Consider the following 23,211-nt stretch of genomic DNA (forward strand, 5'->3'; position numbering starts at 1 on the left):
CCGCAAGCACCGCTCTGAGACCTCTTTTACCAATCGGTCTCGCCCGCCGTCCCTTCTCTCGTCGTCGCCGACGTTTCGTGCGGGACGGGGGATTATTGTCCGGCGCTCCGATGGGTCCGTATGCGAGTGCTCGTCACCGGTGCGACCGGCTTCGTCGGGACCCGGTTGGTGCCGGCGCTGCTCGACGGGGGTCACGAGGTGACCGCGCTGGTCCGTGACGCCTCGGCATACGCGCCGCCCGACGGCGTCCGGGTCGTCGAGGGCGATCTCCTCGAGCCGGAGACGCTCGGCCCTGCCTTCGGAAACGACGCCGTCGACGCCGCCTATTATCTCGTCCACTCGATGGACGGCGGTCCCGGCTACGCCGAGCGGGATCAGCGGTGTGCACGCCACTTCATCGACGCGGCGTCGACCGCCGACGTCGATCGGGTCCTCTACCTCGGCGGCCTCGGTGAGGACCGTGCGGAACTCTCCGAGCACCTCCGTTCCCGGCGGGCGGTCGAACGCATTCTCGACGACGGCGAACCGGCGCTCACCACCCTCCGGGCGGCCATCATCGTCGGTGCCGGCAGCGCCAGTTTCGAGGTCGTCTACGATCTCTCGCGGCGGCTGCCGGTGATGATCACGCCGAAGTGGGTCGACACGCTGTGTCAACCGATCGCGATCGACGACGTCATCGCCTATCTCCTCGGCGTTCTCACGGCACCGGAGACGGCCGGGGAAACCTTCGAGATCGGCGGGCCGAACGTGCTGACGTACGCCGAGATCCTACGGGAGACACGCCGACAGCTCGGTCACGGCTTGCGTATTCTCAGAGCACCGGTGTTGAGTCCGGACCTCTCTGCCGCGTGGCTCCGTTTCGTCACCGACGTGAACCCGTACCTCGCTCGGTCGCTGGTCGAGGGACTCCGGAACACCGTGATCGTCGAAGACGATCGGATCCGGGAGATCGTCCCCGTCGAGCTGACGCCGTTTCCGGTCGCGGTGGCACGCGCCATCGACGAGTGCCGACCACGGGAACCGTCGTCGGACGGCGACACTGACACGAGAGGTATGTCACCATGACACGCGAATACGGCGACACCTGGGTGTACGAGAGCCTCGTCGGTGGCATACCGGGACTCGGTCTCTCCAGAGCGCTCGCGGTCGCGATCCAGTTCGTCCTGTTTCAGGTCGGCGTCTTGGCGCTGGGGTGGTACTACGGCGTGTGGGACGCGGTCGTCGCCGGCACGGTCGCGGTGGTCATCGCGGCCGCCGGGAGCGTCGAGATGCACCGCCTCGGCGAGCGGAATAGACTGCTCCCGACGCCGTCGTCACACAAGCGGCTGCTGTTCGGATCGAGCGTCGAGATCGTGTTGGGCGTGCTGGCGTTCATCGCGCTGATGACGTATCTGTTCGCGTGGGACGAGACCCTCATCGAACGGCTGTTCGGACTGAACCCTCCAGTTCCGGTCGTCTACCTCACGCTTCTCATCCTGTGGGACCTGACGTACCGGATCGGCACCTCGTGGTGGAGCGCCGTCGTCGCGCTGTGGCGCGCCGTCCACGTCGATCTGGACCCCGAAGCCACCGCGACAGTTCGGCGACTCGACGCCGAGAACATCGGTTTTTCAGCGCTACAGCTCGCGTTGGTTCCGTTCCTCCTCTCCGAACCGATACTGCTCGGTGCGGTCGTCGGGCACGTTCTCGCCGTCGCGATCGTCTGTACGGCCGCGATCGTATTATCGTAGGAACCCGCCTCACACAGTCGTGAGTGCGATCGCGTCGGATACCGTGGTCACGCGGCGTCGATCGAACTGGAAAAGACTTCGTCCGCTCCGCTCACGCGCCGTTCAGCTCTTGGAACTTGTCGAGGAGTGCCTCCGCGGAATCGCCGGAGTCGTACGTGAGAGTCCCGGAATACTCGGGTCGCTCGGCGTCGAAATCGGCGTCGACTTCGCTGGTCTTCTTCTCGCGACGCTCGTGTTCGTCTTCGTCATAGGCACCCATTGACATGGTACATCTTCACTTGGATGCTATATAGTAAATATGTATCGGTGAAGTGTATCGTCCGTGAAACAAACGACAGCACGTGGATCGCTCGGTGGAATCGGATCGGCCAGTGAACGCGGCGCGTGAGCGTCGACCGCCACCGGAACGAATTAACCACGGGACGCGGTACCACCGACGTGGCACAACCGCTCCGATTCAGACGCGCCCCGGGTCGTTGGGGCGTGGACCGCGTTCGCTCGACGCTCGAACGTCCGCTCGATGAGAACCTCGGAGCGACCGCCGGGAAGCCGTGGTTCAGTTCGCCCTCCGGATACGACGCCCGTCGGTTCGATATGGACGACGGATCGTACGCGCTGTTCTGTTGGACCGACAACGACGACGACCCTCCGCCCGACGCAGACGGCGGGCCGGTCGGCTACTGGCTCGGCAACACCGAAACGCCGAGTGAACTCTGGCGGACGGACAAGTACGGCTTCGACGCGGTTCCGTACCCCGTCTCTCGGTGGGCGCAACGCGAGCTGCTCGCGGCGCTTCACGACGACGAGCCGTGGCTCGCGGCGTACCCCCACGTCTCGTGGTACTTCCTGCCGGTGTTCTGTTCGAAAGACGGCGCGGAGACGACTCGCGCGTTCTTCCGCGACCACGCCGCCGGATTTCCCGACGCGACCCGTGAGGAGGGGACCGGATTCGTCGAGACGACGCTCCGTCCGGGAACCCTCGACCCGTACCGCGAGACGATGGCCGGGAAACTCGGGACTTCGGCCTCGCCCGATATCGTGCGGATGAGCGCGACGATAGCCGAGTTCACCGCCGCGTGGATCCTCTCTAGTTCCGGCTACGAGGTCACCCCCGAGATCGAGGTGACGACGGGTCACTCGCTCGATTTCCGAGCGACCGACCCCGACACCGGGATCGCCTCGCTCGTCGAGGTGACGCGTCCGCAGCCGGCGTCGGCACGATCGGCGATCGACCCGGTCGCGGCGGTCCGCGACACCGCGGAGACCAAGACGAGCGGACAGCTGGAGGCCCACGGCGGCGGCGTCACGCTCCTCGTCGACTGCTCGTCGTTCCCGGACGCGGAGTGGGAAACGGTCCGTTCGACGCAACCCGATGTCCGCCACAGACCCGCGGTCGTGCTCCGCGCGCGGCCCGACGGTCGCGTCGAGGGGTATCGGAAGGGATCGGTGCCGATAGACCTCTCTCCTGCGATAGACTGGCTCTCCTAGCGGTCGCTCACAGGGTGGCGGTCGTCTCGGTCAGAAAACGGAAACGGGTGTCCGCTCTTCCAGTCAGAACGAGACGGGCGAGGGACCGTCCTCGCCGTCGGTCGTCGGGTCGCGGTCCGAGTAGAACCGCCGACCGATCCCGCGGTGACAGACGCCGGCCCGGAGCGTGGTGAACACGTCTTCCGCGTCGTCGAACGTCTGCTCACCGAACCGCTCCAGCACGTCTCCGAGACGCTCGGAGCCGTCGGCGAGCTCTACGGTCGCGTTGCCGTGGGCCGCGATCAGTTCTTCCGAGGTCGTCGGATATTGGTGCCGTTCGAGTCGGTCGTCGACGCCGTTCAAGCGCATCAACTACCGCGAGTCGCCGATGGTTCTTAATGATTGTCCATGTATGACCTTAGTTCGAAGAAGTCGATTATAGTTCCTTATATTGGTGTGAGGTACCGTGGTTCTATCGCCGTCGATTAGTACGCCGTCCTCGAATCCGGTCCATGGACACCGACCGGATCGTCGCGGACCTCCACGCGCACACGACCGCCTCCGACGGAACGATGACCCTCGCGGAGCTTACGGCGACGGCCCGCGAGGCGGGGATCGACTGGGTTGCGGTCACCGATCACGACCGGATCCACCCGGAACTCACCCGCCCGGTGGTCGAGCGCGACGGCGTCCGCGTCGTACGCGGTGTCGAACTGCGCGTCGAGGCCGGCGTCGAGCGGCTCGACCTCCTCGGCTACGCCGTCGAGCACACCACGCCGCTCGACGCGGAGATCGAGCGGCTCCAGACCGACCGGGAGCGACGCGGAGCCGCTATCTGCGACGCGGTCGAGGACCGGTTGGGAGTCGACCTCGATATCGAACCGGGCCCGGGGATCGGCCGCCCGCACATCGCGCGCGCCATCGACGAGTCGGCCGCGCCGTACGACTACGCCGAGGCCTTCGACGAACTGATCGGCAGCGACGGCCCCTGCTACGTCGCCCGCGAGGTGACGGATCTCGAACGCGGCGTCGACCTGTTATCCGAGGCGGCCGCGGTCGTCGGACTCGCCCATCCGTTCCGCTACGACGACGTCGACGCGGCACTCGACGTCGCCCGAGATCTCGACGCAGTCGAGCGGTTTTACCCGTACGGACGCGCCGTCGACGACGGTCGCATCGAGCGGGTCGCGTCTGAATCCGACCTCCTCTTGACCGGCGGCAGCGACGCACACGAGCGGACGCTCGGCGAGGCGGGACTGACCGCCGAGGCGTTCGAGCCGGTCCGAGACCGCCTGCCGGACCCGACGTGACCGGGGTAGTGTGCGGTCGTCGAACCGTCCCGATCGACGAACAGGGTTAAGCCCGACGCCGATAGAGTGGACGGTATGCGGTGTCACTACTGTGAACGAGAGGCCACGTACGAGGCCGAACAGAGCGGCGTGGTCGTCGGCCTCTGCGAGGAGCACTTCAAAGAGCGCGTCGAGGAGCTCGCGGAGTCCGACGAGCTCGCCTCTCTCCGCGACCGGATCGACATCGAATCACAGGAGTAGTCGGCGACCGCGGACCGATCTCCGCCTCCGGCCACCCCGTCTCACTCGGTCGCCGCCCCGAGCCGACTCCGCGCTCACCGGTCCCGTCACCCGTGTTCTCTCCGCTCTCGGTGAGCCGCTTCGCCGCGGACGGTGCATAAAAGTCCGACCGGGGCCAACCCCTCGATCATGCACCCCACCGACCGGCCGCGGCGGCTCCGGACCGACGGCGTCCGCCCGCTCGTCAGCGAGACCTCCCTGTCGGCCGCGGACCTCGTCGCGCCCGTGTTCGTCGACGCGACGACCGACGAGCGCGTCCCGATCGAGACGATGCCCGGCCACGAGCGCGTCCCGGTCGACGAGGCCGTCGACCGCGTCGAGGAGATCCGCGATACCGGGGTCGAGGCGGTCATCCTCTTCGGGATCCCCGAGTCGAAGGACCCGAAGGGGAGCCGCGCGTACGCCCACGACGGCGTGGTCCAGCGCGCGACCCGTCGCATCGACGCGGAGACCGACGCCTACGTGATCGGCGACGTCTGCCTCTGTGAGTACACCGACCACGGCCACTGCGGCGTGATAGAGGCGTCGGCGGAGACGGACCCGACGCTCACGGTGAAAAACGACGAGACGCTGGAGTTGCTCGCCGAGACCGCGGTGTCACAGGCGGACGCGGGCGCGGACATGGTCGCGCCCTCGGCGATGACGGACGGGCAGGTGCGGGCGATCCGCGAGGCGCTCGACGCGTCGGGCCACGAGGACGTGGCGCTCATGAGCTACGCCGTCAAGTACGAGTCCGCCTTCTACGGTCCGTTCCGCGACGCCGCCGACGGCGCGCCCGCGTTCGGCGACCGCCGCCACTATCAGATGGACCCCGCGAACCGCCGCGAGGCGCTTCGTGAGGCCCGGATCGACGCCGAGGAGGGCGCGGACGTGCTGATGGTGAAGCCGGGACTCTCCTACCTCGACGTCGTCTCCGACCTCCGCCGGGAGTTCGATCACCCGATCGCCGCGTACAACGTCTCCGGCGAGTACGCGATGATCCACGCGGCCGCGGAGAAGGGGTGGCTCGACCTCGAAGCGACCGCCCACGAGTCGCTGCTCTCGATCAAGCGCGCCGGCGCGGACCTGATCGTGACGTACTTCGCCGAGGACCTGGCCGAGCGGTTATAAATCGGGGCGGGTGGTGATCGACGCTCTTGCTAATTAGTCACTCCGGCGCGCCCCGGTGAGCGGCCCGGAGGGCCGCGAGCCGCCGGTGCGAGGGAGTCGGTGGTCCGGAGCGAAGCGGAGGACCACCGACGAGGTTGGGGAGGCGTGAGGCTGCGGTTGCGGTGGGGGCGGGACTCAATACCAAGTCCCCTCAGACGACCTGCTCGCCGTCGTCGTCGTACACTTCGATGGCGTCGACCGGGCAGACTCGCGCCGCGAACTTGGCGTCGAACTCCTCGTCGTCGGGCACGTCAACGACGAACACGTCCTCGGCTTCCTCCTCGCTTCCACGCAGGTCGGCCTTCCCGTCGTTCATGTTCTTCTCGAAGGCGTCCCACTCGGCGACGCACTGGTACATCCCGACGCAGGTGTCGCGGTCGAACTTCACGCGCATGTCTCCCGGTTCGACGAGGCGGTACAAAGCGCTGGCGACGCGTACTCCGTCAGGACGTCCGGCACAGTCCGGCCGGCTCCGATCGGAACACGTTGCGGCTCCGTCGCTCAGCCATCTCCGATCGATCTCGAGGTGAATACCGCCAAAGCCCCAGACGCGAGGGCTCGCGCCTACCTATTTGAGTCCCGCCCCGCCCCCGACCGCACAGCACCTCACGCCTCCCAGCCTCGTCGGCCACTCGGAGGCGCGCGCCGACCGAAATCGTCACGATCGGACCCCACCGCTGGACAGTTCACTCACCGCGACCGTCCTTTTTAAGCGTCGCAGGCACCCATCGCCGCGTATGACCACTGTCTGGCTCGTCGACCGCCAGTTCGACTCGAAGGGGCTCGTGCGGCTCACCTACGCCACCGAGGACGGCGAACGGATGCACACGAAGGAACTGGCCGAACAGCGGCTCGTCACGGGCGACGGGATCACGGCCGGCCGTGACGTCGACGAGAGCGCGCTCGGCGAGGCCCCGGTCGACGATCGGGAGCGGTTCGCCGCGGAGGCGTCGCGGATGGCCGCCGAGCACCACCCCGACGACGTGGTGTGACGCCCCGCGATCGCTCCGTGTCTCACCGGAGCGTCGCGTCGACGTACTCGCTCGCGACCTGACGGGCGAGTTCGAGTTCGCTCGCGTCGTCGAACACCACGGCTCGGGTCCGTCCGCCGTCGACGATCGAAAGCAGGGATCGGGCCGTCCGCTCGGCGTCGACGGTGACGAACGCGCCCTCGTCGATGCCGTGGTTTATCACCGCCTTGAGCACGTACCGGAGGTACTCGTCGTTCTGTGCGAACTGCTCGCGGAACGCGTCGTTGTACGGAGCCTGACTCCGCATCTCCAGCAGGGCGACGGAGAGCCCCTGCGTCTCGGACGGGACCGCGAGCAGTTCATCGAGCAGCAGCGACAGCCGGGCGTCGGGATCGGTCGTCTCGATGTCGCGGATCGTATCGACGAACCGGGCGAGGAGATGGTCGAGAAACGCGGCGAGCAGCTCCTCTTTGGTGTCGTAGTGGTAGTGGATCGCGGCGGTCGACTTGCCGTACTCGTCTGCGATCCGCTGTACCGTGAGGTCCGCGTAGCCGTGGTCACGGAGGGCCCGGTGGGTCGCTCGCATGATCTCCTCGTTCCCGTCCGCGGCTGCCCCGCCCGGTGGCTCGGTCATGCGGCGTCGATTGCGTCCATGGGTGGATAACGGTTGCGCTGATCCGACGAATTCCTTCGAAAACCTACGATGTCCTCAGCCGCAAACACGGGGAAGTAGCCTACTGCTCGAAGAACTCACGAATATACGCGCTTCCGAACGCTTTTGACTTACTAGTTAGTAAGCACTGTACGGACACGATGGACGACGAGTTACCTACCGGGATCGCGGAGGACGCCCGCTGATGGGAATCGGCGACCGCGTCGGCGCGCTGTTCAAGGGCCCGTCCGAGTTCGATCTCACCTCCGGCGAGATCGGGAGGCCGCTGTTTTTCCTCTCGATGCCCATCGTCATCACGAACCTCTTTCAGACGGCGTACAACCTCGCTGACACGTTCTGGCTCGGCCAGTACAGCACGGACGCGCTGGCGGCGATCAGTTTCGCATTCCCGCTCGTGTTCCTTCTCATCTCGCTCGGGATGGGGATCTCCGTCGCCGGCAGCGTGCTCGTCGCCCAGTACACCGGCGCGGGAGAAGGCGATCGGGCCGAGTACGCCGCCTCACAGACCGTGACGTTCGCGACAATCGCCTCGGTGATCCTCGGCGGCGGCGGCTACCTGTTCGTCGGAGCCTTCCTCGATCTGATGGGCGCGTCCGAGGACGTGTTGCCGCTCGCGTCGAGCTACATGGAGGTCATCTCTCTCGGACTCGTCGCGATGTTCGGGTTCGCCGTGTTCGTCGCGCTCATGCGCGGCTACGGCGACACGGTCACTCCCATGCTGGTGATGTTCGGCTCCGTCGTGCTCAACATCATCCTCGACCCGTTCGTCATCTTCGGATGGGGGCCGTTCCCTGCGCTCGGGATCGAGGGTGCGGCGCTCGCGACCGTGTTCTCTCGGGGTGTGGCGCTCGTGGTGGGGCTTGCGATCATGTTCCGCGGGACCCGCGGCGTGCAGATCAACATCCGGGACATGGTGCCCGATCTCACGTACCTGCGCCGACTTGTTCGCATCGGGCTGCCGGCGTCCGTCGAGGGGACCGGACGCGCCGTCTCGATGAACCTGTTGCTGTTCATCGTCGCGCTGTTTCCGGATCCGGTGGTCGCCGCCTACGGGATCGGGACACGTGTCTTCTCCGTGGTATTCCTCCCGGCGATCGCGGTCGCTCGCGGTGTCGAGACAATGACCGGGCAGAATATCGGGTCCGGGAACCCGGATCGGGCCGAACGGGCGGCGGCGCTCGCCGCGAAGACGCTGTTCGCCATCCTGTCCGTCGCTGGCGTCGTCGTGTTCTTCCTGCCCGAGCCGATCGTGTCTGTGTTCGTCGGTGCCGATCAGGCCGACGCGGCCCGCGTGACGTCGGTCGGCGCGCAGTTCCTCCGGATCGTCGCGCTGACGTTCGGGTTCATCGGGATCATGCGGGCGTACACGGGGAGTTTCCGCGGTGCAGGTAAGACGATCACCGCGGCGGCGATCTCCGTCCTGATGCTCGGGCTCGTCCGGTTCCCGATCGCGTGGGTCGCGGCCGGCGCGATCGGCGAGACGGGGATCTGGCTGTCGTTCGCCGTGTCGAACGTCATCGGTGCGGCCGTCGCGTACGCGTGGTACCAACGAGGAACGTGGCGCGATGGCGACCTCACCGCCGAGCGCGTCGACGTCGACGATCCCGTCGCGGCCGTCGAGTCGACAGACGACTGACTCGCGCTCTCCGGTTCCGGCCGCGGCGCTCGGCGTGTGAGCGGACTGAGGGGAGTAAGCCCCCTTCGGTTCGTCCCGACATTCGGCTGAGCGTCCGCGCCGTGGCCGGACTACCTTGTGGCGCGGACTTGCACCGGCGAGGATTCGCCGTTCCATCCGTTCCCGCCCGTCTGGAACGTGGCAGAGCCACGCGCCCTCACCGGGTTAACTCCCTTCCCTTGCGGGTCGGTTCGCGCGGATCATCGGTCGAGGCGGGGGGTCTCGTTGCTGTTCCAGAGCCAGCCGTCTCCGACTCCGGGCGTGTGCCCGGTCGCCTGTCCGGCCGGTGGGGGGACTTTCCTCATGCCGGAGGCACGGGAGTCGGGCTCCCTCTGTCCGAACCCCGTTTCTCGTCGGCCGCGAATAAGCGATTCGGTCGTCGACGGTCACCCGGGGGCACATCCGGTGCGAGCGGAGGTGAGACACTGAGTGACAAGGGAAGCGTTCAAGTCGTCAGGAACGTAATAGACTCTCATGTCCGAGGCTCAGACCGTTCAGCTGTCGTACGACGACGGTGCACGAGCGGTCGAACTCGCGCGGGAAGCGGTCGAGTCGTTCGTCCGACACGGGCAACGAGAACAACCGGGAAGCATGCGCGAAGCGTTTTACGCCCGAACTGGCGCGTTCGTCAGGATCGAGTCCACGCGGGGTCGCGGCCGCCTCCGCGGCTGTGCCGGCGCGTGGGAGACGTCTGACCAGCTCGGCCACGCGATCGTCGAGGCCGCTATCAAGGCCGCCTCCGGCGACTCCTGCGGCTCCGAGGTCGAACCCAAGGAGCTCGACAACATCACCGTCTCCGTGTTCGTCGTCTCGAACACCGTGCTCACGAACGACCCGCTCGCCGATCTCGAGATCGGGACCCACGGCGTCGCCGTCGACGGCGGTACCGCACACGGGTGGCTCTATCCGACGGTCCCCGTCGAGAACGACTGGTCAGGTGCCGAGTTCCTCTCGCGCGCCTGCCGGAAGGCGAAGCTCTCGCCCACAGCGTGGGAAGACGAGGAGACGATGGTGACGCTCATCGAGGGACAGGTGTTCCGAGAGCGCGCCGACGGCGGAGCCGTCGAAGAGCTGTAGCCGTCCGTTCTCCGATTTCGTCCCCGGTATCGGACACTGGCTTCGTCCCCCGCTTCGAGACTCGTTTCACCCCGCTTTCGAGGCCGGCTTTCCCGGCCTCGCTACTCTGTTCGTCTCCCGTAGCCGACCGCTTCCGCGTCTGCGAGCGCCCGCTCCGTCGCGGCGTCGAGGTCGAACGCGCCGTCGACGACCTCGCCGTCGCGGATCACGGGCTCCATGAGCGACTCGGCGTCGTCGGGGCCCGCCCGACTCGCGAGGCCGACCGCGTGCGCGCCGTCGGCGGTCCGATACACGTCTTTCGCGCCCGAGAGCTTCCCGCGTTTCGCGGCGGGGTCGCCGTCGACGGCGACGATGTCGAGCGCGAAATCGACCGGGTCCGCGTTCGAGACGTAGCCGCCAACGCCGAACCCGTCGACCACGTCGCGGAGGTCGCGGAGGTCGGCGGGGCCCAGCCCGCCGGAGACGTACACGTCGATGTCCCCGTGGCCGCGCGCGTCGAGCTCCCACTGCACCTCCCGGACGATGTGTCTGAAGTCCCCGCGGCGCGATCCGGTGGTGTCGAGTCGGACGCCGTCGAGCCGGTCGCCGAGCGTCTCGACCGCGCGGAGGACCTCGTCGACCTCGTCGGAATAGGTGTCACAGAGCGCGATCCGCGGGACGGACTCGTCGACGCCCTCGTCGAAGGCCCGCCACGCCGATTCCTGCTCGCCCCGCCCGAAGCAGATGGCGAGCGCGTGCGGCATCGTCCCCGACGCCTCCCTCCCGATCAGTTCGCCCGCGGCGACGTGCGAGAACCCGTCGAACCCGCCCACGAGCGCGGAGCGTTCGACGACCGCGGTCATCGAGGGGTGGACGTGTCGCGCCCCGAACGAGAGCACCTGCGCGTCCGGCGCGGCCACCCGGCAGTCGAGCGCGGCGGTCGCGATGCCGGACGCGTGCGAGAGGAAGCCCAGAAGCGACGTTTCGAGGCGGCCGAACGCGAGGTACGGACCCTCGATACGCATCACCGGTCCGCCGTCGAACAGGCGTCCCTCGGGGATCGCGTCGACGTCGACGTCACGGCCGGCGAGGAGCCCGACGGCGTCTTTGACTCCCGCGACAACCTCGAACTCCCCGTCGGGGAACTGATCGGCCGTCACTTCGGCGACGACTCGCGGATTCCGTCCCGCCCGCCGGAGGGCGGTCTCGGTCCGATCGAAGTACGCGTCCGTCGCGCGGCCGTCGCGGATCGCGGCCCCGTCGACGATGTCGAACTCGAACTCGGTCATACTGGGGGTAGGTCCGCCGGGGAGGAAAAGTCATCCGAGTCGAGCGGCCCTCCCCTCGTCTCAGCGTCGACGACGCGTGAAGACGACGACCGTCGCGATCACCGCGACGAGAGCGGCGGCGACGCCGAACCCGGGCGTCTCCTCGGCCGTGTCCGACCCTTCAGAGTCGCCCGGGGGGGCCTCGCCGTCGCCGCTCTCCGAGTCGGAGCCGCGTTCGTCGGTGGCGTCCGTCTCGCCGTCGGTCCCGTCGAACTCACTCCCGTTGTCGACCCCGTCGCCGTCGGCACCGTCGCTGGTCACGGGGAGGTCGAGATCGATCCCCGGGCGGAGTTCGAGCACGCCGGCGGGCTCCGGTGCGTGCGCGACCGTCACGGTGGTGTTCTCGCGTCTCACTCCGTAGGCTCCGGGGAAGTCGCCGTCGTCGATCTCGTACACCTCGCCCGCGACGTGAGAGCCGTCGCCGTGACTCTCCAGCATCGTGAGATACGTCTCGCGGAACGCGGCCGCGTCCGCCGGCGTCTGCCACTCGGTCACCCAGACGTACCCGTCGCGCGTCTCGTCGCCGTCGTCGTTCCGGTACGGGTACAGCTCGTCGCCGGCCCACCCGGCCGTAGCCTCGTGCGCGTAGTTGTAGTTGGCGCGCGTCCGGAGCTGCGCGTCGGGTTGCGTGTGGATGCGGACGTTCGCCGCGCGGCTCTGCGTCGGTTCGAGGACGGCGTGTCCGTACTCGAAGCTCTGGTACCAGAACATGACGAACATCGAGGCCTCGCCGGCCGTCTCCGCGCCGTCGACTCCCTGGTTCGGGTACGTCTCCCACCCGTCGGTCGCCGTGTCTTCGAACTCGACCGCACGGGTCTCGTACGCCGGTCGCTCGTGGATGACCTCGGCGGTCGATCCCGGCGGGTTCGTCATCGTCTCGTTGACGGCCGACCAGCCCTCCGACTCGACGAGCGATTCGGCGTAGAACGCCCCCTCGGCGTACGGCTGGAGGACGGTCTGGAGGATGCCGAAGTTGTACTCGGTTGCCGACCCGCCACCGCCGCCACCGCCGCCGGACGGTGCGTCGATACAGGTCCAGTTGTCCGCACAGCGCGCCGCGTACCGCTCCTCGATGTGGACCGCCTCGCCCTCGACGATTCCGTCGACGGCGAGGTCGGAGTCCTGCGTGACTCCCACGTAGCGGGGCCGCGTGAGGTCGTGATACTGGTCTTGCATCCCGTGGACGAGTTCGTGTGCGAGCGTCGACGGGTCGATCTGGACCGCCTCGCCTTCGGGCACGACCAGAACGATCCGGTCTTGCGCCGGGGAGTAAAACCCCGAGACTGAGCCGCCGAACACGGTGTCTATCTCCTCTGCGGCGGTCGCATCCTCGCCGACGACAAACAACGCCTCCCACACCTGATCGTTCCAGCGCTGAGACGCCGCGACCGACTCGTTCGTCTCGTCGGCTCCGCCACCCGCCATCGACCCGTTCGCGAACTCCGAGCGCGTGACCGTCTCGACGGGGACGGCCGCGCGGAAGGGCCGCTCGCGGACGTGCTCGACCCGCGCCATCGTCAGATGCGTCAGCGCCTCCAGCTCCGCCTCTGTGAGCCCGTCGTCCTGATCGAACGCCAGTTCGTCCTCGTAGTGGGTCCCGTTCCAGCAGCCGATCAGCTCGGTGTTGTCCCCGGTGTCACACGCCGCGGCCGTCGCGCTCTGTACGGCCGTCGCGCTCGTCCCCGGCGTCTCGGATTCGAGCGCCGGCGAGGCACTTGCGGTGATGTCGTCGACGTCGGCCGCAGCGACGCCGCCGACGTCGGCTGCAGCGACGCCGCCGACGCCGACCGCGAGGAGGGCGATCGCAGCGAGGACGAACGAGAGGGTGTGAACCCGTCGCATATGGTCGATTACAGCCCACCCGGTAAGTAGTTTGTCGGTCCGAACACGATCCCCGTCCGCACCGGCGACGACGCGGACCGATCCGGTTTTTTGAGTCGTGACGCCCAACGAACGAGTATGCCGTACGACCCGACCGAGACCGCGGTGATCGTCGTCGACATGCAGAACGGCTTCTGTCACCCCGACGGGAGCCTCTACGCGGAGCCGAGCGAGGCGGCTATCGGCCCCGTCTCGTCGCTCGTCGATCGCGCGCGAGACGCCGGTGCGAGCGTCGTGTACACCCGCGACGTCCACCCTCCGGAGCAGTTCGCGGACGCGCACTACTACGACGAGTTCGATCGGTGGGGCGAACACGTCGTCGAGGGGTCGTGGGACGCCGAACTCGTCGCCGACTTCGACGTACGCGACGAGGATCACGTCGTCGAAAAGCACACCTACGACGCCTTCTATCAGACCGATTTGGAGGGGTACCTCGACACACACGGCATCGCCGACCTCCTGATCTGCGGCACGCTCGCGAACGTCTGCGTGCTCCACACCGCCGGTAGCGCCGGACTGCGCGATTACCGGCCGGTCGTCGTCGAGGACGCCCTCGGGTACATCACCGCGGACCACCGCGAGTACGCCGTCGACCACGCGGACTGGTTGTTCGGGGAGACGACGACGCGGGGGGACGTGGCGTTCGGCGGGTAGGTCGGACCTGGCATCCGGTCGATGGACGAACACGGCGAACCCGGTGAATCCGGCGAACACAGCGAACATGGCGATTATCAGCCGCGTGAATCGGCGTGAAACCCTTTTCACCTCCGACGGGGAGGGTCGGGCATGGAACTCAGTCGACGCGGCGTGCTCGGCGGGGTCGGGTCCGCGTTCGCGATCGGCGCGATCGGCTTCGCGGGAGCCGCCACGGTCACCGACGAGGGAGACGCCCCGGTCGACGGCGGCTCCGGCCCGGCTATCGGACCTGCCGCCGCCGGCGAAACCGGCGGAGACGGCGCGGCCGACTCCGTCGCCGCCGACCGGTCCGCGCCGTTCGAGGCCACGCTCGTCGCCGACGGCGACGACGCCGGCACGCTGTTCGACGCGGCCGACTTGTCTCGCGTGCAGGGCGTGATCTCGGAGGAGCGCGAACACCTCGTGTACGTTGCCCTCTCCGACGACGGGATCGACGCGGTACAGGAGCGACTCGCCGAGGCGGGTGCGACCGACGAGCCGGACCGGTTCGTCGTGTCGATGACGCTCGATTCGGCCGAGGTGCGTCGGGTCGAACTGGACGACGCGCGCGTCACGGCGCTCACGGACGACGAGTGGAGCGGCGTCCTGACGCTCCCCTTCGGGCAGGAGCCGGTGGCCGCGGAGGTCTACGAGTCGCTGGCGAGCGAGTGAACGAGAGCCGTTATGTCCCCTCCGACCGCACCGAACCGTATGGACGACTCGGAGGCCACCGGCGGACGGCCGTGTCCGATGTGCGAGACGCCGATGTACCATCGGCACTGCAAGTACGTCTGCCCGACGCACGGTGTCGTCTACGACTGCAGCGACACCTTCTACTAGACACGTTCATACCCCGCTAGTGTCGATCTGTGCGACGCGGTTTGCGGCCGTGTCCGCGTCTCTCGACGGCGGTGCTCCCCGCGAAATCGACACCGGGAGAACTGTTATGTTCGTGGAGTCCCACTTTTGTTTCATGACTGGCGACCCGCTATCGATCCGCCCTGCCGGCCCGCAGAGGGCAGCATGGTAGAGAAGACACAGGTCGCCCGGAGCAAGCGGATCCAACGCCGCACCGGCAAGACCTTCCACGTCGCGACGCGGGTGCTCCCGGAGCGGATCCGCCGCCCGACGTACGTGCTGTACGGCTTCTTTCGGATCGCAGACGAAATCGTCGACGCCGCCGACACCGCGCCGCCAGACGAGCAGCGGGCGGAACTCGACCGGCTCCGCCGGGTCGCGCTTGGCGAAACACAGGCCGACGATCCGGTGTTGGACGCGTTCGCGTCTGTCCGCGCGGAGCGCGGCATCGACGACGCCGACGTTCACGCGTTCGTCGACGCGATGGCAAGTGACGTAGACACCGATCGCTACGAGACCTACGAGGAGTTGGAGACGTACATGAACGGGTCGGCCGCGGCGGTCGGCCGGATGATGACGGCGATCATGGACCTGGACGCGGAGTCCGAGTCGCGGGCGCTCCCGCACGCGACGAAGCTCGGCGAGGCGTTCCAGATGACGAACTTCATCCGCGACGTCCGCGAGGACGTCGTCGAGCGCGACCGGATCTACCTCCCGCGCGAGACGTTGGAGTCGCACGGCGTGAGCGAACGACAGATCCTCGATCTGGAGTTCGACGACCGCGTCGCGGCCGCGATCCGGGCGGAACTCGCTCGTACCGAGCGGCTCTACCAGGAGGGCGTCGCGGGGATCAAGTACCTCCCAGAGGATTGCCAGTTCGCGGTGTTGCTCGCGTCGGTGCTGTACGCGGACCACCACCGACTCATCCGGAACTTGGGATACGACACCGTCTCGACGACGCCGGAACTCCCCTTTTTGCGCAAGCTCTCGCTTCTCGTCCGGACCCGCTGGAAGTGGCAGTGGACGCGCGATCCCGAGGCCGTCTTCCACGAGATGTGTCGCGGCTTCGACGCTTCACGCGAGCGTCGCGAGCACGGACCGCACGGACCGGGCGTCGCCCAGGCCGACTGACCAATGGACAGGTCCCGATTCGTATCGCTCACGCTGCTCGCGTTCGGACTCGGCTGTGCGGCGTTCATCGTTCGCGGCGTGACCCGGACGGTCGGCTCTTATGACCTCGCCGCGACGGTGTCCGCGCCGCCGCTCTTCGTCGCCGTCGCGCTGCTCGCGGGGCTCTCGGTCCGCGCGGCGCTGGACGTGACGGGGATCCGTCCGCTGGAGTGACGGGGATCCGTCCTCGCCGGCGACGAGTCGGAATTCCCTTTTGACCGCGGCGCGGAGACGGACGTATGAACGTACGAACCGTCGCCGACCTCTCGCCGGCCGAGCGCCGCGCCCTCTTCGAGCGCGATGCCGGCGTCGAGGCGGTGCGCGACGACGTGACCGATATCGTTGGCCGGGTGCGCAAGGAGGGCGACGCCGCGATCCGGGAGTTCTCCGAAGAGTTCGACGGGGTGACCGTCGGCAACATCGACGTCACCGACGACGCGGAACGTGCGCACGCGGAACTCGACGACGCGAACGACCCCGTCCTCGACGCGGTCCGCGACGCCGCCGCCAACATCCGCGCGTTCCACGAGCGACAGCGACCGGAGGACTGGCGCGACGAGTTCGGCGACCGCGAACTCGGCCGTCGGTTCCGCCCGATCGACCGCGCGGGAGTGTACGTGCCCGGCGGCGCGGCGGCGTACCCCTCCAGCGCGCTGATGGGCGTGATCCCCGCGACCGTGGCCGGCGTCGACCACGTCGCGGTCGCGACCCCGCCCGCCGACGAACTCAACCCCGTCACGCTCGCGGCGATCCGCGAGGCCGGCGCGGACGCGGTGTACCAGGTCGGCGGTGCGCAGGCGGTCGCCGCGCTCGCGTACGGGACGGAGACGGTGACGAACGCGCAGAAGGTCGTGGGTCCCGGTAACAAGTGGGTCACCGCCGCGAAGGCGGTCGTGCAGGGCGACGTGGAGATCGACTTTCTCGCCGGCCCGAGCGAGGTGCTCGTGCTCGCCGACGAGACCGCCGACCCGGGCCTCGTCGCGGCCGACCTCGTGGCGCAGGCCGAACACGACCCCAACGCCTCCGTCGTGGCCGTCACCGACGACGCCGACCTCGCCGCCGCCGTCGCCGACGCGGTCGACGCGCAGGTCGCGGACCGCGAGCGCGAGGAGACGATCCGGGCCGCCCTCGACAACGAGGCCTCCGGCGTTCTGCACGCCCGCTCGATGTCGGAGGCGGTGCTGTTCGCGGAGGAGTACGCGGCCGAGCACCTCTCGATCGTGGCCGACGACGACGAGGCGCTGCTCTCGCGGATCTCGAACGCGGGCTCCGTCTTCCTCGGGCCGTACTCTCCCGTGGCCGCCGGCGACTACGCGACCGGGACGAACCACGTGCTGCCGACGAACGGCGGCGCGAAGCGCTACGGCGGGCTCTCCGTCGACACCTTCCTCCGTTCCTCGACGGTCCAGCGGCTCGACCGCGACGCGCTCGACGGGCTCTCCGAAACGATCACGACGCTCGCGGAGGCGGAGGGACTCGAGGCCCACGCCGAGAGCGTTCGGAAGCGGTTCGAGTAGACGCTCACGTCGACTGTTCGAGTGGGCGATCACGTCGACGATTCGAGTAGACGGCTCAGGAGTGTTCGGAGGCGTACATGCCGTTCCTGTCCGATATATATCGATCAGTTCGGCACTCCTTCGTACGGAGCGTCACGGAGGAATATCCTCCGGATACATCCGCCCTATACGGGTCATAGCAGCCTTCTTACGCCGAAACTCGCATCGTGCATCCGTAATGGCGGAAGACACCGACGGATTGACGGGAACGAGTTCGAGACGACGGCTCATTCTGGCGGGCGGCGCGGCCGGGATCGCCGGACTGGCCGGCTGTTCCGGCGGCTCGGGCGAGGACGGCTCGTCCGGTGAGACCGTCGGAACAAGCAGTTCCAGCGGGGAAGACGGTGGCTCGGGCGGGGGATCGGGAGAGTCGGGCGACCCGATGCTGGCCGAGTCGAGCGCGTTCGACCCGGAGAGCCCAGGCTGGGAGGAGAACAACTACCTGTCGTCCCCCCTTATCGAGTCTGGATACGAGCGCGGGACGCAGGCCGACTTGGAACGGATGGGGAACCGCGAGGTCGACGAGGTCCCCCACGGCGACCCCGTTCAGGAGACGCCCGAAGACGAGAGTGAGTGGCTCGAACCGGACACGCTCGTGTTCACGGAGAGCCCGAGCGAGGACGTACAGGGGCGCTACGAGGAGGACTTCGCGGCCGTCTTCGACCGGATCGAGGAGGAGACCGGCCTGCCGGTCGAGTACAACCGGGTGAACAACTACGCCGCCTCGGTCGAGGCGATGCGCTCCGAGCGGGCCCACATCGCGAACTTCTCGACCGGGACCACCGCGTTCGCGGTCAACCTCGCCGGCGCGGTGCCGTTTACCGCCGGGATCGCGCCCGACGGCGCGTTCGGCTACCGACTGTTCGCCACGACTCGCGCCGACGCCGACGAGATCCAGAGCGTCGAGGACTTCGCGGACGACGACGTCCGGATGGCTCACGCGGAGCCGGCCTCGAACTCCGGCCACCAGGCCCCCTCGGCGCTGTTCGACCAGTACTTCGACGTGACCGCCGAGGAGGACTACGAGGTCAACTTCTCCGGCGGCCACTCCCAGACCACCCGCGGCATCGCGGCCGGCGACTACGACGCCGGGCCGATATGTTCGACCTGTTTCATGGACACGGTCGAGGGCGACAGCAACCTGAGCTTCGACGATTTCAAAGTCGTCTGGGCGTCGGACCCGTTCCCGAACGGCCCCGTCGCCTACCGCTACAACCTCCATCCCGACATTCAAGAGGGCATCCGGGCGGCGTGGCTCGACTCCGATTTCGCCGGCACGGCATACGCCGAGCGCACCGGCTACGAGGAGTACGTTCCCATCGAGTACCGGCGTCACTGGTACAACATCATGGTCATCCAGCGGTACAACGGCGTCGAGTACACGCAGGGCTCGCTGAGTGAGTGATCGACCGATGACACTCGACGTGACCGACCTGCAGAAGACGTACCCGACCGGAGACGAGGCGCTCAAAGGCGTCGATCTCTCGATCGGCGGCAGCGAGACGACCGCGATGATCGGCCCGAGCGGCGCGGGCAAGAGCACCTTCATCAGGTGTATCAATCGCCTCACCGAACCGACGGAGGGATCGATCGAACTCGACGGCACCGACCTGACGGCGCTCGACGACGACGGCCTCCGGGAGGCCCGTCGCGACATCGGGATGATATTTCAGGAGTACAACCTCGTCGAGCGGCTCACGGTGATGGAGAACGTCCTCACGGGCCGGCTGGGATACGTCTCCGGCTGGCAGGCGTTCCGCCGCTCGTTCCCGCCAGACGACGTCGAGCGCGCTTATGAGATTTTAGAGCGCGTCGGGCTCGGCGACATGGAAAACAAGCGCGTCGACGAGCTGTCGGGCGGCCAGCGCCAGCGGGTCGGTATCGCCCGCGCGGTCATCCAACAGCCGACGATCCTGCTCGTCGACGAGCCGACCTCCAGTCTGGATCCGGAGACGTCGAACACGGTGATGCGACTGCTCACCGAGATCGCCGCCGAGCGGGAGATCCCCGTGTTGATCAACATCCACGAGGTCGACCTCGCGACTGAGTACGCAGATCGGATCGTCGGGCTCCACGACGGCGAAGTCGTCTTCGACGGACCGCCGGACGATCTCCGAGACGGTGCACTCGATCGCGTCTACCGCGGCGGCGACGGCGACGATACCTCAGAGTCGGCGTCTGTGACCGACTCCGCCTCACCGGACACCGCCGTGCCCGCGGACGGGGTGGTATCGGCCGACGGGAGAACGCCGGACCGATCGGCGTCTGGTGGGTCCTGAGATGGCGGCCGAACGGCGCAGTTGGCGGCGACCCACGGCCTTCCGCCGCCGGGAGATCAAGTGGGCGACCTACCTCGGACTCGTCGCGTTCTTCCTCTGGTCCGCGCTTGGCGTCGGAGCCGACCCGTCGCGCGTCGCGGAGGGGTTCGGCCGCGGTCTCACGCTCCTCGGCGACTTCTTCCCGCCGGAGGCGACGCCGCGGCAGGCCCAGCGCATCGTCGACAAGATGGTCGAGAGCGTCGCGATGGCGATGGTGTCGACGGTCACGGGGATCGCTATCAGCGTCCCGGTCGCGTTCATGGCCGCCGAGAACCTCTCGCCGAAGCCGCTGTACTACCTGAACCGGGGGTTCATCTCGCTTTCGCGCGCGCTCAACGCCATCATCGTCGCCATCCTCGTCGTGAAGGCGGTCGGGCTCGGCCCGCTGGCCGGCGTCATCACGATCACGTTCAAGACGGTCGGCTTCTTCGCGAAGCTGCTCGCGGAGGACTTAGAGGACATCGACATGGGGAGCGTCGACGCGGTGCGCGCGGCGGGAGCGTCCCCGCTGCAGACGCTCGTCTACGGCGTCGTCCCCCAGATCGTCCCGCGGTTCGCGGGGCTCAGCGTCTACCGGTGGGACATCAACATCCGGACCTCGACCATCGTCGGCATCGTCGGCGCGGGCGGGATCGGCTCGGTGCTTCTCACCGCGTTCAACCGGTACTCCTACCAGTACGTCACCGCGATCCTCATCGCGATTATCGCGGTCGTGCTCGTCGCGGAGGGAGCGAGCGCGCTCGTCAGACGGAGGTACCAGTGATGGCCGGCGTCGACGCGTCCCGGTCGTGGGACCGGTTCGACCGCCGCCGGCAGATCGGGCGGTTCCTCGGACTCCTCGGCGCGTTCGTCGTCTTCGCCGCGTCGTGGCGCTACCTCGACACCGGGATCACGAACGTCGACACCGTCCCGCGAGAGATACGCGACCTCCTCACGCGGATGTACCCGCCGGACCTGGCGTACGCCCCGGAGATCGTGGGACCGCTGATCGAGACGGTCCACATCGCCGCGCTCGGGACCGCCGGCGCGCTCGTGCTCGCGGTTCCGGTCGCGCTGCTCGCGGCGGAGAACACCACGCCGAACGCCGCGACCTACTGGCTCGGGAAGCTGATCGTGACCGTGAGTCGGTCGGTGAACACGATCATCTGGGCGCTGATATTCGTCGTCGTGTTCGGAAGCGGCCCCCTCGCCGGTGCGGTCGCCATCGCGTTCCGATCGGTCGGGTTCCTCGGGAAGCTGCTCGGCGAGGAGATAGAGGAGATCGACTTCGGGCAGGTCGAGGCCGTCCGCGCCGCGGGGGCCTCCTCGGTACAGGTGCTCCTCTACGGAATCTTACCGCAGGTCAAACCGGCGCTCGTCGGCCTCAGCGTCTACCGCTGGGACATCAACGTCCGGGACTCGACGATCCTCGGGTTCGTCGGCGCCGGCGGCATCGGCGTCCAGCTGTTCCGCGCGGTCAACGCCTTCGCGTGGCAGTCCGTCGCGACCGTCCTGATCGTCATTCTCGGCGTGGTGATCGCGAGCGAGGCGCTCTCGGCGTCCACTCGGAGGATGGTCCGATGACGGCGGTCGACGCGTTCGATTCGGAGGCGCTCCTCTTCGATATGGACGGCGTGATCCTCGACGGCTGGGGAACCGACGAGGTGGTCCACGCCCGCGCGGTCGACGACGTCCTCGCGGACCGCGACCTCCACGCGAGCGACGACGTGCGCGCGACGCTGGCGCGAAACGCCTACGACGACGACTTCCGAGCCGCCTGCGAGACGCTCGACGTCGACCCGGCCGCGTTCTTCAGAGCGCGCGAGGAGCGCAGCGCGACGCGCTCCGTCGAACGACTGGCGGCCGGAACGCGGCGACTCTGCGCCGACGTCGACGCCATCGACGAGCTGGCCGACCGCGCCGCGGTCGGGCTCGTGAGCAACAACTACGACTCGACCGTCGCGTTCGTCGTCGATCACTTCCGGCTCGACGCGTTCGCCGTCGCTCGCGGTCGGGACCTCGGTCCGGACGGCTTCCGTCGGCGCAAGCCGGACCCGCACTACCTCAACGAGGCGCTCGACGCGCTCGACGCCTCCGACGGGATCTACGTCGGCGACCGAGCGACCGACGTCATCGCCGCCGAGCGCGCCGGACTCGACGCCGTCTTCATCCGGCGAGACCACAACGCGGACCTCGATCTCGACGTCGAACCCGCAGCCGAGATCGAGAGCCTCCGCGACCTCTCCCCGCTGATCGAAGCCCGCTGAGCGCACGCCCCGATCCGATCGGGTCGTCGCGACCCCGACTCCGCCGAGGGCCAATTACCGCTGGTCGCCGAAGACGATCGCGTCGCAGTCGCCGCAGACGCGGACGGACAGGTCGGGGTCGCCGTTCGGATCGTCGCGGCACTCTCCGAGCGTCGTCTCCGCTATCGCCCCGTCACAGACCGGACAGGTGTCGAGAAACATCCGAACGGGACGGGCCGCCTCGCGGGAGAGCGCGTCGCCGACGCCCCGCTCGCGAAGCTCCGACGCGGCCGCGATCTCGGCGATCGCTATCGCCCGGGGGAGCCACACGCCGGGCGTTCCGGCGAGCATGATCCGCCCGTCGTGAGCGTATCCAGTGACGCCCTCCCCACCGATCGCGGCCGCCCGCTCGGCGATCGTGTCGTCGGGCTCCTCCCGGATCGACGCGGTCCGCGCGTCGATCGCCTCGCGGAACGACTCCGTGAGTCCGAGCGTCTCTCCGTCTTCGACCAGTGCGTCGACCTCGATGAGCCGCGACATCACGGTCTCCGGATCGATCGCGTCGCGGTCGCCGACGCCGCCGGCCGGGGCGTCGGACTCCGGGGGCGACTCCGCGTCCGATGTCGCGTCTGCGGCGTCGCTGGCGGCGGCGTCGCTGTCTCTTGACTCTCCGTCTGCGGCGTCTGCGGCGTCGGCGTGTGGATCGGTCACGCCTTGCCGGTCGTCGTCGAGCGAGGTAGGTCTGGCGGCTCCGCGTTCGCCGCCCGCACGGTACCGGACGCCGCCCTCTTTCGCTCGTTCGCTTCCGTCCTCGGCTGGCAAGTGTAACCACTCGGGGTCACGCCGAACGCGGATTCGCCGGCAGGGTTTTGCCCGCTCGGACGGAACGG

General features: G+C 68.1%; 27 protein-coding genes and 1 other RNA gene. 20 read left to right on the forward strand and 8 right to left on the reverse strand.

Features of this window, described 5'->3' with window-relative positions; translation table 11 throughout:
- Positions 1-120 precede the first annotated feature (120 nt).
- Positions 121-1,065, forward strand: a complete 945-nt coding sequence (locus tag ACZ45C_RS02535) for an NAD(P)H-binding protein (protein ID WP_460562891.1) — start codon at positions 121-123, stop codon at positions 1,063-1,065.
- Entirely contained in the window at positions 1,062-1,730 is a 669-nt protein-coding gene (locus ACZ45C_RS02540; protein ID WP_460562890.1) for a DUF7530 family protein, read from the forward strand. Before ACZ45C_RS02535 ends, ACZ45C_RS02540 begins: the two co-directional genes overlap by 4 nt.
- Positions 1,731-1,821: 91 nt before the next feature.
- On the opposite strand, the gene ACZ45C_RS02545 is transcribed toward ACZ45C_RS02540, so the two are convergent.
- On the reverse strand, positions 1,822-1,989 hold the full coding sequence (locus tag ACZ45C_RS02545; protein WP_460562920.1) for a DUF5786 family protein: 168 nt from the start codon (positions 1,987-1,989) through the stop codon (positions 1,822-1,824).
- Between the two features lie 179 nt (positions 1,990-2,168).
- On the opposite strand from ACZ45C_RS02545, the gene ACZ45C_RS02550 reads away from it, so the two are divergent.
- Complete coding sequence (locus tag ACZ45C_RS02550) at positions 2,169-3,218, forward strand: DUF5784 family protein (RefSeq protein ID WP_460562889.1); 1,050 nt, start codon at positions 2,169-2,171, stop codon at positions 3,216-3,218.
- Positions 3,219-3,281: 63 nt separating this feature from the next.
- On the opposite strand, the gene ACZ45C_RS02555 is transcribed toward ACZ45C_RS02550, so the two are convergent.
- Positions 3,282-3,566 (reverse strand): DUF5789 family protein, encoded by a 285-nt coding sequence (locus ACZ45C_RS02555; protein WP_460562888.1) that lies wholly within the window; start codon positions 3,564-3,566, stop codon positions 3,282-3,284.
- A 143-nt stretch (positions 3,567-3,709) separates the two neighbouring features.
- On the opposite strand from ACZ45C_RS02555, the gene ACZ45C_RS02560 reads away from it, so the two are divergent.
- From ACZ45C_RS02560 to hemB, 3 genes are all read left to right on the forward strand, one after another.
- The gene (locus tag ACZ45C_RS02560; RefSeq protein WP_460562887.1) at positions 3,710-4,507 is read left to right on the forward strand and encodes a PHP domain-containing protein; all 798 of its coding nucleotides are present in this window, start codon (positions 3,710-3,712) and stop codon (positions 4,505-4,507) included.
- Positions 4,508-4,582: 75 nt separating this feature from the next.
- The gene (locus tag ACZ45C_RS02565; RefSeq protein ID WP_199242194.1) at positions 4,583-4,747 is read left to right on the forward strand and encodes a DUF6757 family protein; all 165 of its coding nucleotides are present in this window, start codon (positions 4,583-4,585) and stop codon (positions 4,745-4,747) included.
- Between the two features lie 168 nt (positions 4,748-4,915).
- Complete coding sequence (gene hemB / locus ACZ45C_RS02570) at positions 4,916-5,896, forward strand: porphobilinogen synthase (RefSeq protein ID WP_460562886.1); 981 nt, start codon at positions 4,916-4,918, stop codon at positions 5,894-5,896.
- 190 nt (positions 5,897-6,086) lie between these two features.
- On the opposite strand, the gene ACZ45C_RS02575 is transcribed toward hemB, so the two are convergent.
- Complete coding sequence (locus ACZ45C_RS02575) at positions 6,087-6,329, reverse strand: ferredoxin (RefSeq protein ID WP_460562885.1); 243 nt, start codon at positions 6,327-6,329, stop codon at positions 6,087-6,089.
- Between the two features lie 343 nt (positions 6,330-6,672).
- Between ACZ45C_RS02575 and ACZ45C_RS02580 the strand changes: the two genes are divergently transcribed.
- Positions 6,673-6,927, forward strand: coding sequence for a hypothetical protein (locus tag ACZ45C_RS02580; protein ID WP_460562884.1), 255 nt, complete (start codon positions 6,673-6,675; stop codon positions 6,925-6,927).
- 22 nt (positions 6,928-6,949) lie between these two features.
- Here ACZ45C_RS02580 and ACZ45C_RS02585 read toward each other — a convergent pair whose 3' ends face one another.
- The gene (locus tag ACZ45C_RS02585; RefSeq protein ID WP_460562883.1) at positions 6,950-7,540 is read right to left on the reverse strand and encodes a TetR/AcrR family transcriptional regulator; all 591 of its coding nucleotides are present in this window, start codon (positions 7,538-7,540) and stop codon (positions 6,950-6,952) included.
- Between the two features lie 223 nt (positions 7,541-7,763).
- Here ACZ45C_RS02585 and ACZ45C_RS02590 point away from each other — a divergent pair, with 223 nt between their 5' ends.
- Entirely contained in the window at positions 7,764-9,215 is a 1,452-nt protein-coding gene (locus ACZ45C_RS02590) for an MATE family efflux transporter (protein ID WP_460562882.1), read from the forward strand.
- Positions 9,216-9,258: 43 nt separating this feature from the next.
- On the opposite strand, the gene rnpB is transcribed toward ACZ45C_RS02590, so the two are convergent.
- Positions 9,259-9,591, reverse strand: an RNA gene (gene rnpB / locus ACZ45C_RS02595) — RNase P RNA component.
- Between the two features lie 137 nt (positions 9,592-9,728).
- Between rnpB and ACZ45C_RS02600 the strand changes: the two genes are divergently transcribed.
- Positions 9,729-10,331: a TIGR00296 family protein gene (locus ACZ45C_RS02600; protein WP_460562881.1), complete on the forward strand. Its 603-nt coding sequence runs from the start codon at positions 9,729-9,731 to the stop codon at positions 10,329-10,331.
- Positions 10,332-10,432: 101 nt separating this feature from the next.
- Here the strand turns inward: ACZ45C_RS02600 and ACZ45C_RS02605 are convergent, their stop codons facing one another.
- Both ACZ45C_RS02605 and ACZ45C_RS02610 read right to left on the reverse strand, forming a co-directional pair.
- Positions 10,433-11,599, reverse strand: coding sequence for a nicotinate phosphoribosyltransferase (locus ACZ45C_RS02605; RefSeq protein WP_460562880.1), 1,167 nt, complete (start codon positions 11,597-11,599; stop codon positions 10,433-10,435).
- Between the two features lie 60 nt (positions 11,600-11,659).
- Positions 11,660-13,480: an Hvo_1808 family surface protein gene (locus ACZ45C_RS02610; protein ID WP_460562879.1), complete on the reverse strand. Its 1,821-nt coding sequence runs from the start codon at positions 13,478-13,480 to the stop codon at positions 11,660-11,662.
- Between the two features lie 117 nt (positions 13,481-13,597).
- Here ACZ45C_RS02610 and ACZ45C_RS02615 point away from each other — a divergent pair, with 117 nt between their 5' ends.
- The 11 genes from ACZ45C_RS02615 to ACZ45C_RS02665 all read left to right on the forward strand — a co-directional run bounded on the left by ACZ45C_RS02615 (position 13,598) and on the right by ACZ45C_RS02665 (position 22,342).
- Complete coding sequence (locus ACZ45C_RS02615; RefSeq protein WP_460562878.1) at positions 13,598-14,173, forward strand: cysteine hydrolase family protein; 576 nt, start codon at positions 13,598-13,600, stop codon at positions 14,171-14,173.
- A 132-nt stretch (positions 14,174-14,305) separates the two neighbouring features.
- Positions 14,306-14,866: a hypothetical protein gene (locus tag ACZ45C_RS02620; RefSeq protein WP_460562877.1), complete on the forward strand. Its 561-nt coding sequence runs from the start codon at positions 14,306-14,308 to the stop codon at positions 14,864-14,866.
- Positions 14,867-14,905: 39 nt separating this feature from the next.
- Positions 14,906-15,034, forward strand: a complete 129-nt coding sequence (locus tag ACZ45C_RS02625) for an HVO_2523 family zinc finger protein (protein WP_460562876.1) — start codon at positions 14,906-14,908, stop codon at positions 15,032-15,034.
- 183 nt (positions 15,035-15,217) lie between these two features.
- Positions 15,218-16,183 (forward strand): phytoene/squalene synthase family protein, encoded by a 966-nt coding sequence (locus ACZ45C_RS02630; protein ID WP_460562875.1) that lies wholly within the window; start codon positions 15,218-15,220, stop codon positions 16,181-16,183.
- Between the two features lie 3 nt (positions 16,184-16,186).
- A complete protein-coding gene (locus ACZ45C_RS02635; RefSeq protein ID WP_460562874.1) occupies positions 16,187-16,396 on the forward strand; it encodes a hypothetical protein in 210 nt (69 codons plus the stop codon).
- A 65-nt stretch (positions 16,397-16,461) separates the two neighbouring features.
- A complete protein-coding gene (hisD, locus tag ACZ45C_RS02640) occupies positions 16,462-17,739 on the forward strand; it encodes a histidinol dehydrogenase (protein ID WP_460562873.1) in 1,278 nt (425 codons plus the stop codon).
- Positions 17,740-17,956: 217 nt separating this feature from the next.
- The gene (phnD, locus tag ACZ45C_RS02645; protein ID WP_460562872.1) at positions 17,957-19,183 is read left to right on the forward strand and encodes a phosphate/phosphite/phosphonate ABC transporter substrate-binding protein; all 1,227 of its coding nucleotides are present in this window, start codon (positions 17,957-17,959) and stop codon (positions 19,181-19,183) included.
- Positions 19,184-19,190: 7 nt separating this feature from the next.
- Positions 19,191-20,057: a phosphonate ABC transporter ATP-binding protein gene (gene phnC, locus ACZ45C_RS02650; RefSeq protein WP_460562871.1), complete on the forward strand. Its 867-nt coding sequence runs from the start codon at positions 19,191-19,193 to the stop codon at positions 20,055-20,057.
- A gap of 1 nt (position 20,058) precedes the next feature.
- Positions 20,059-20,859: a phosphonate ABC transporter, permease protein PhnE gene (gene phnE / locus ACZ45C_RS02655; RefSeq protein ID WP_460562870.1), complete on the forward strand. Its 801-nt coding sequence runs from the start codon at positions 20,059-20,061 to the stop codon at positions 20,857-20,859.
- Positions 20,859-21,659, forward strand: coding sequence for a phosphonate ABC transporter, permease protein PhnE (gene phnE / locus ACZ45C_RS02660; RefSeq protein ID WP_460562869.1), 801 nt, complete (start codon positions 20,859-20,861; stop codon positions 21,657-21,659). The genes phnE (ACZ45C_RS02655) and phnE (ACZ45C_RS02660) overlap by 1 nt, the downstream gene beginning before the upstream one ends.
- The gene (locus ACZ45C_RS02665) at positions 21,656-22,342 is read left to right on the forward strand and encodes an HAD family hydrolase (protein ID WP_460562868.1); all 687 of its coding nucleotides are present in this window, start codon (positions 21,656-21,658) and stop codon (positions 22,340-22,342) included. The genes phnE (ACZ45C_RS02660) and ACZ45C_RS02665 overlap by 4 nt, the downstream gene beginning before the upstream one ends.
- 54 nt (positions 22,343-22,396) lie before the next feature.
- Here ACZ45C_RS02665 and ACZ45C_RS02670 read toward each other — a convergent pair whose 3' ends face one another.
- Positions 22,397-23,143: a hypothetical protein gene (locus ACZ45C_RS02670; RefSeq protein ID WP_460562867.1), complete on the reverse strand. Its 747-nt coding sequence runs from the start codon at positions 23,141-23,143 to the stop codon at positions 22,397-22,399.
- Positions 23,144-23,211: the final 68 nt, after the last annotated feature.

This window comes from Halorubrum pallidum (genome assembly GCF_055380345.1).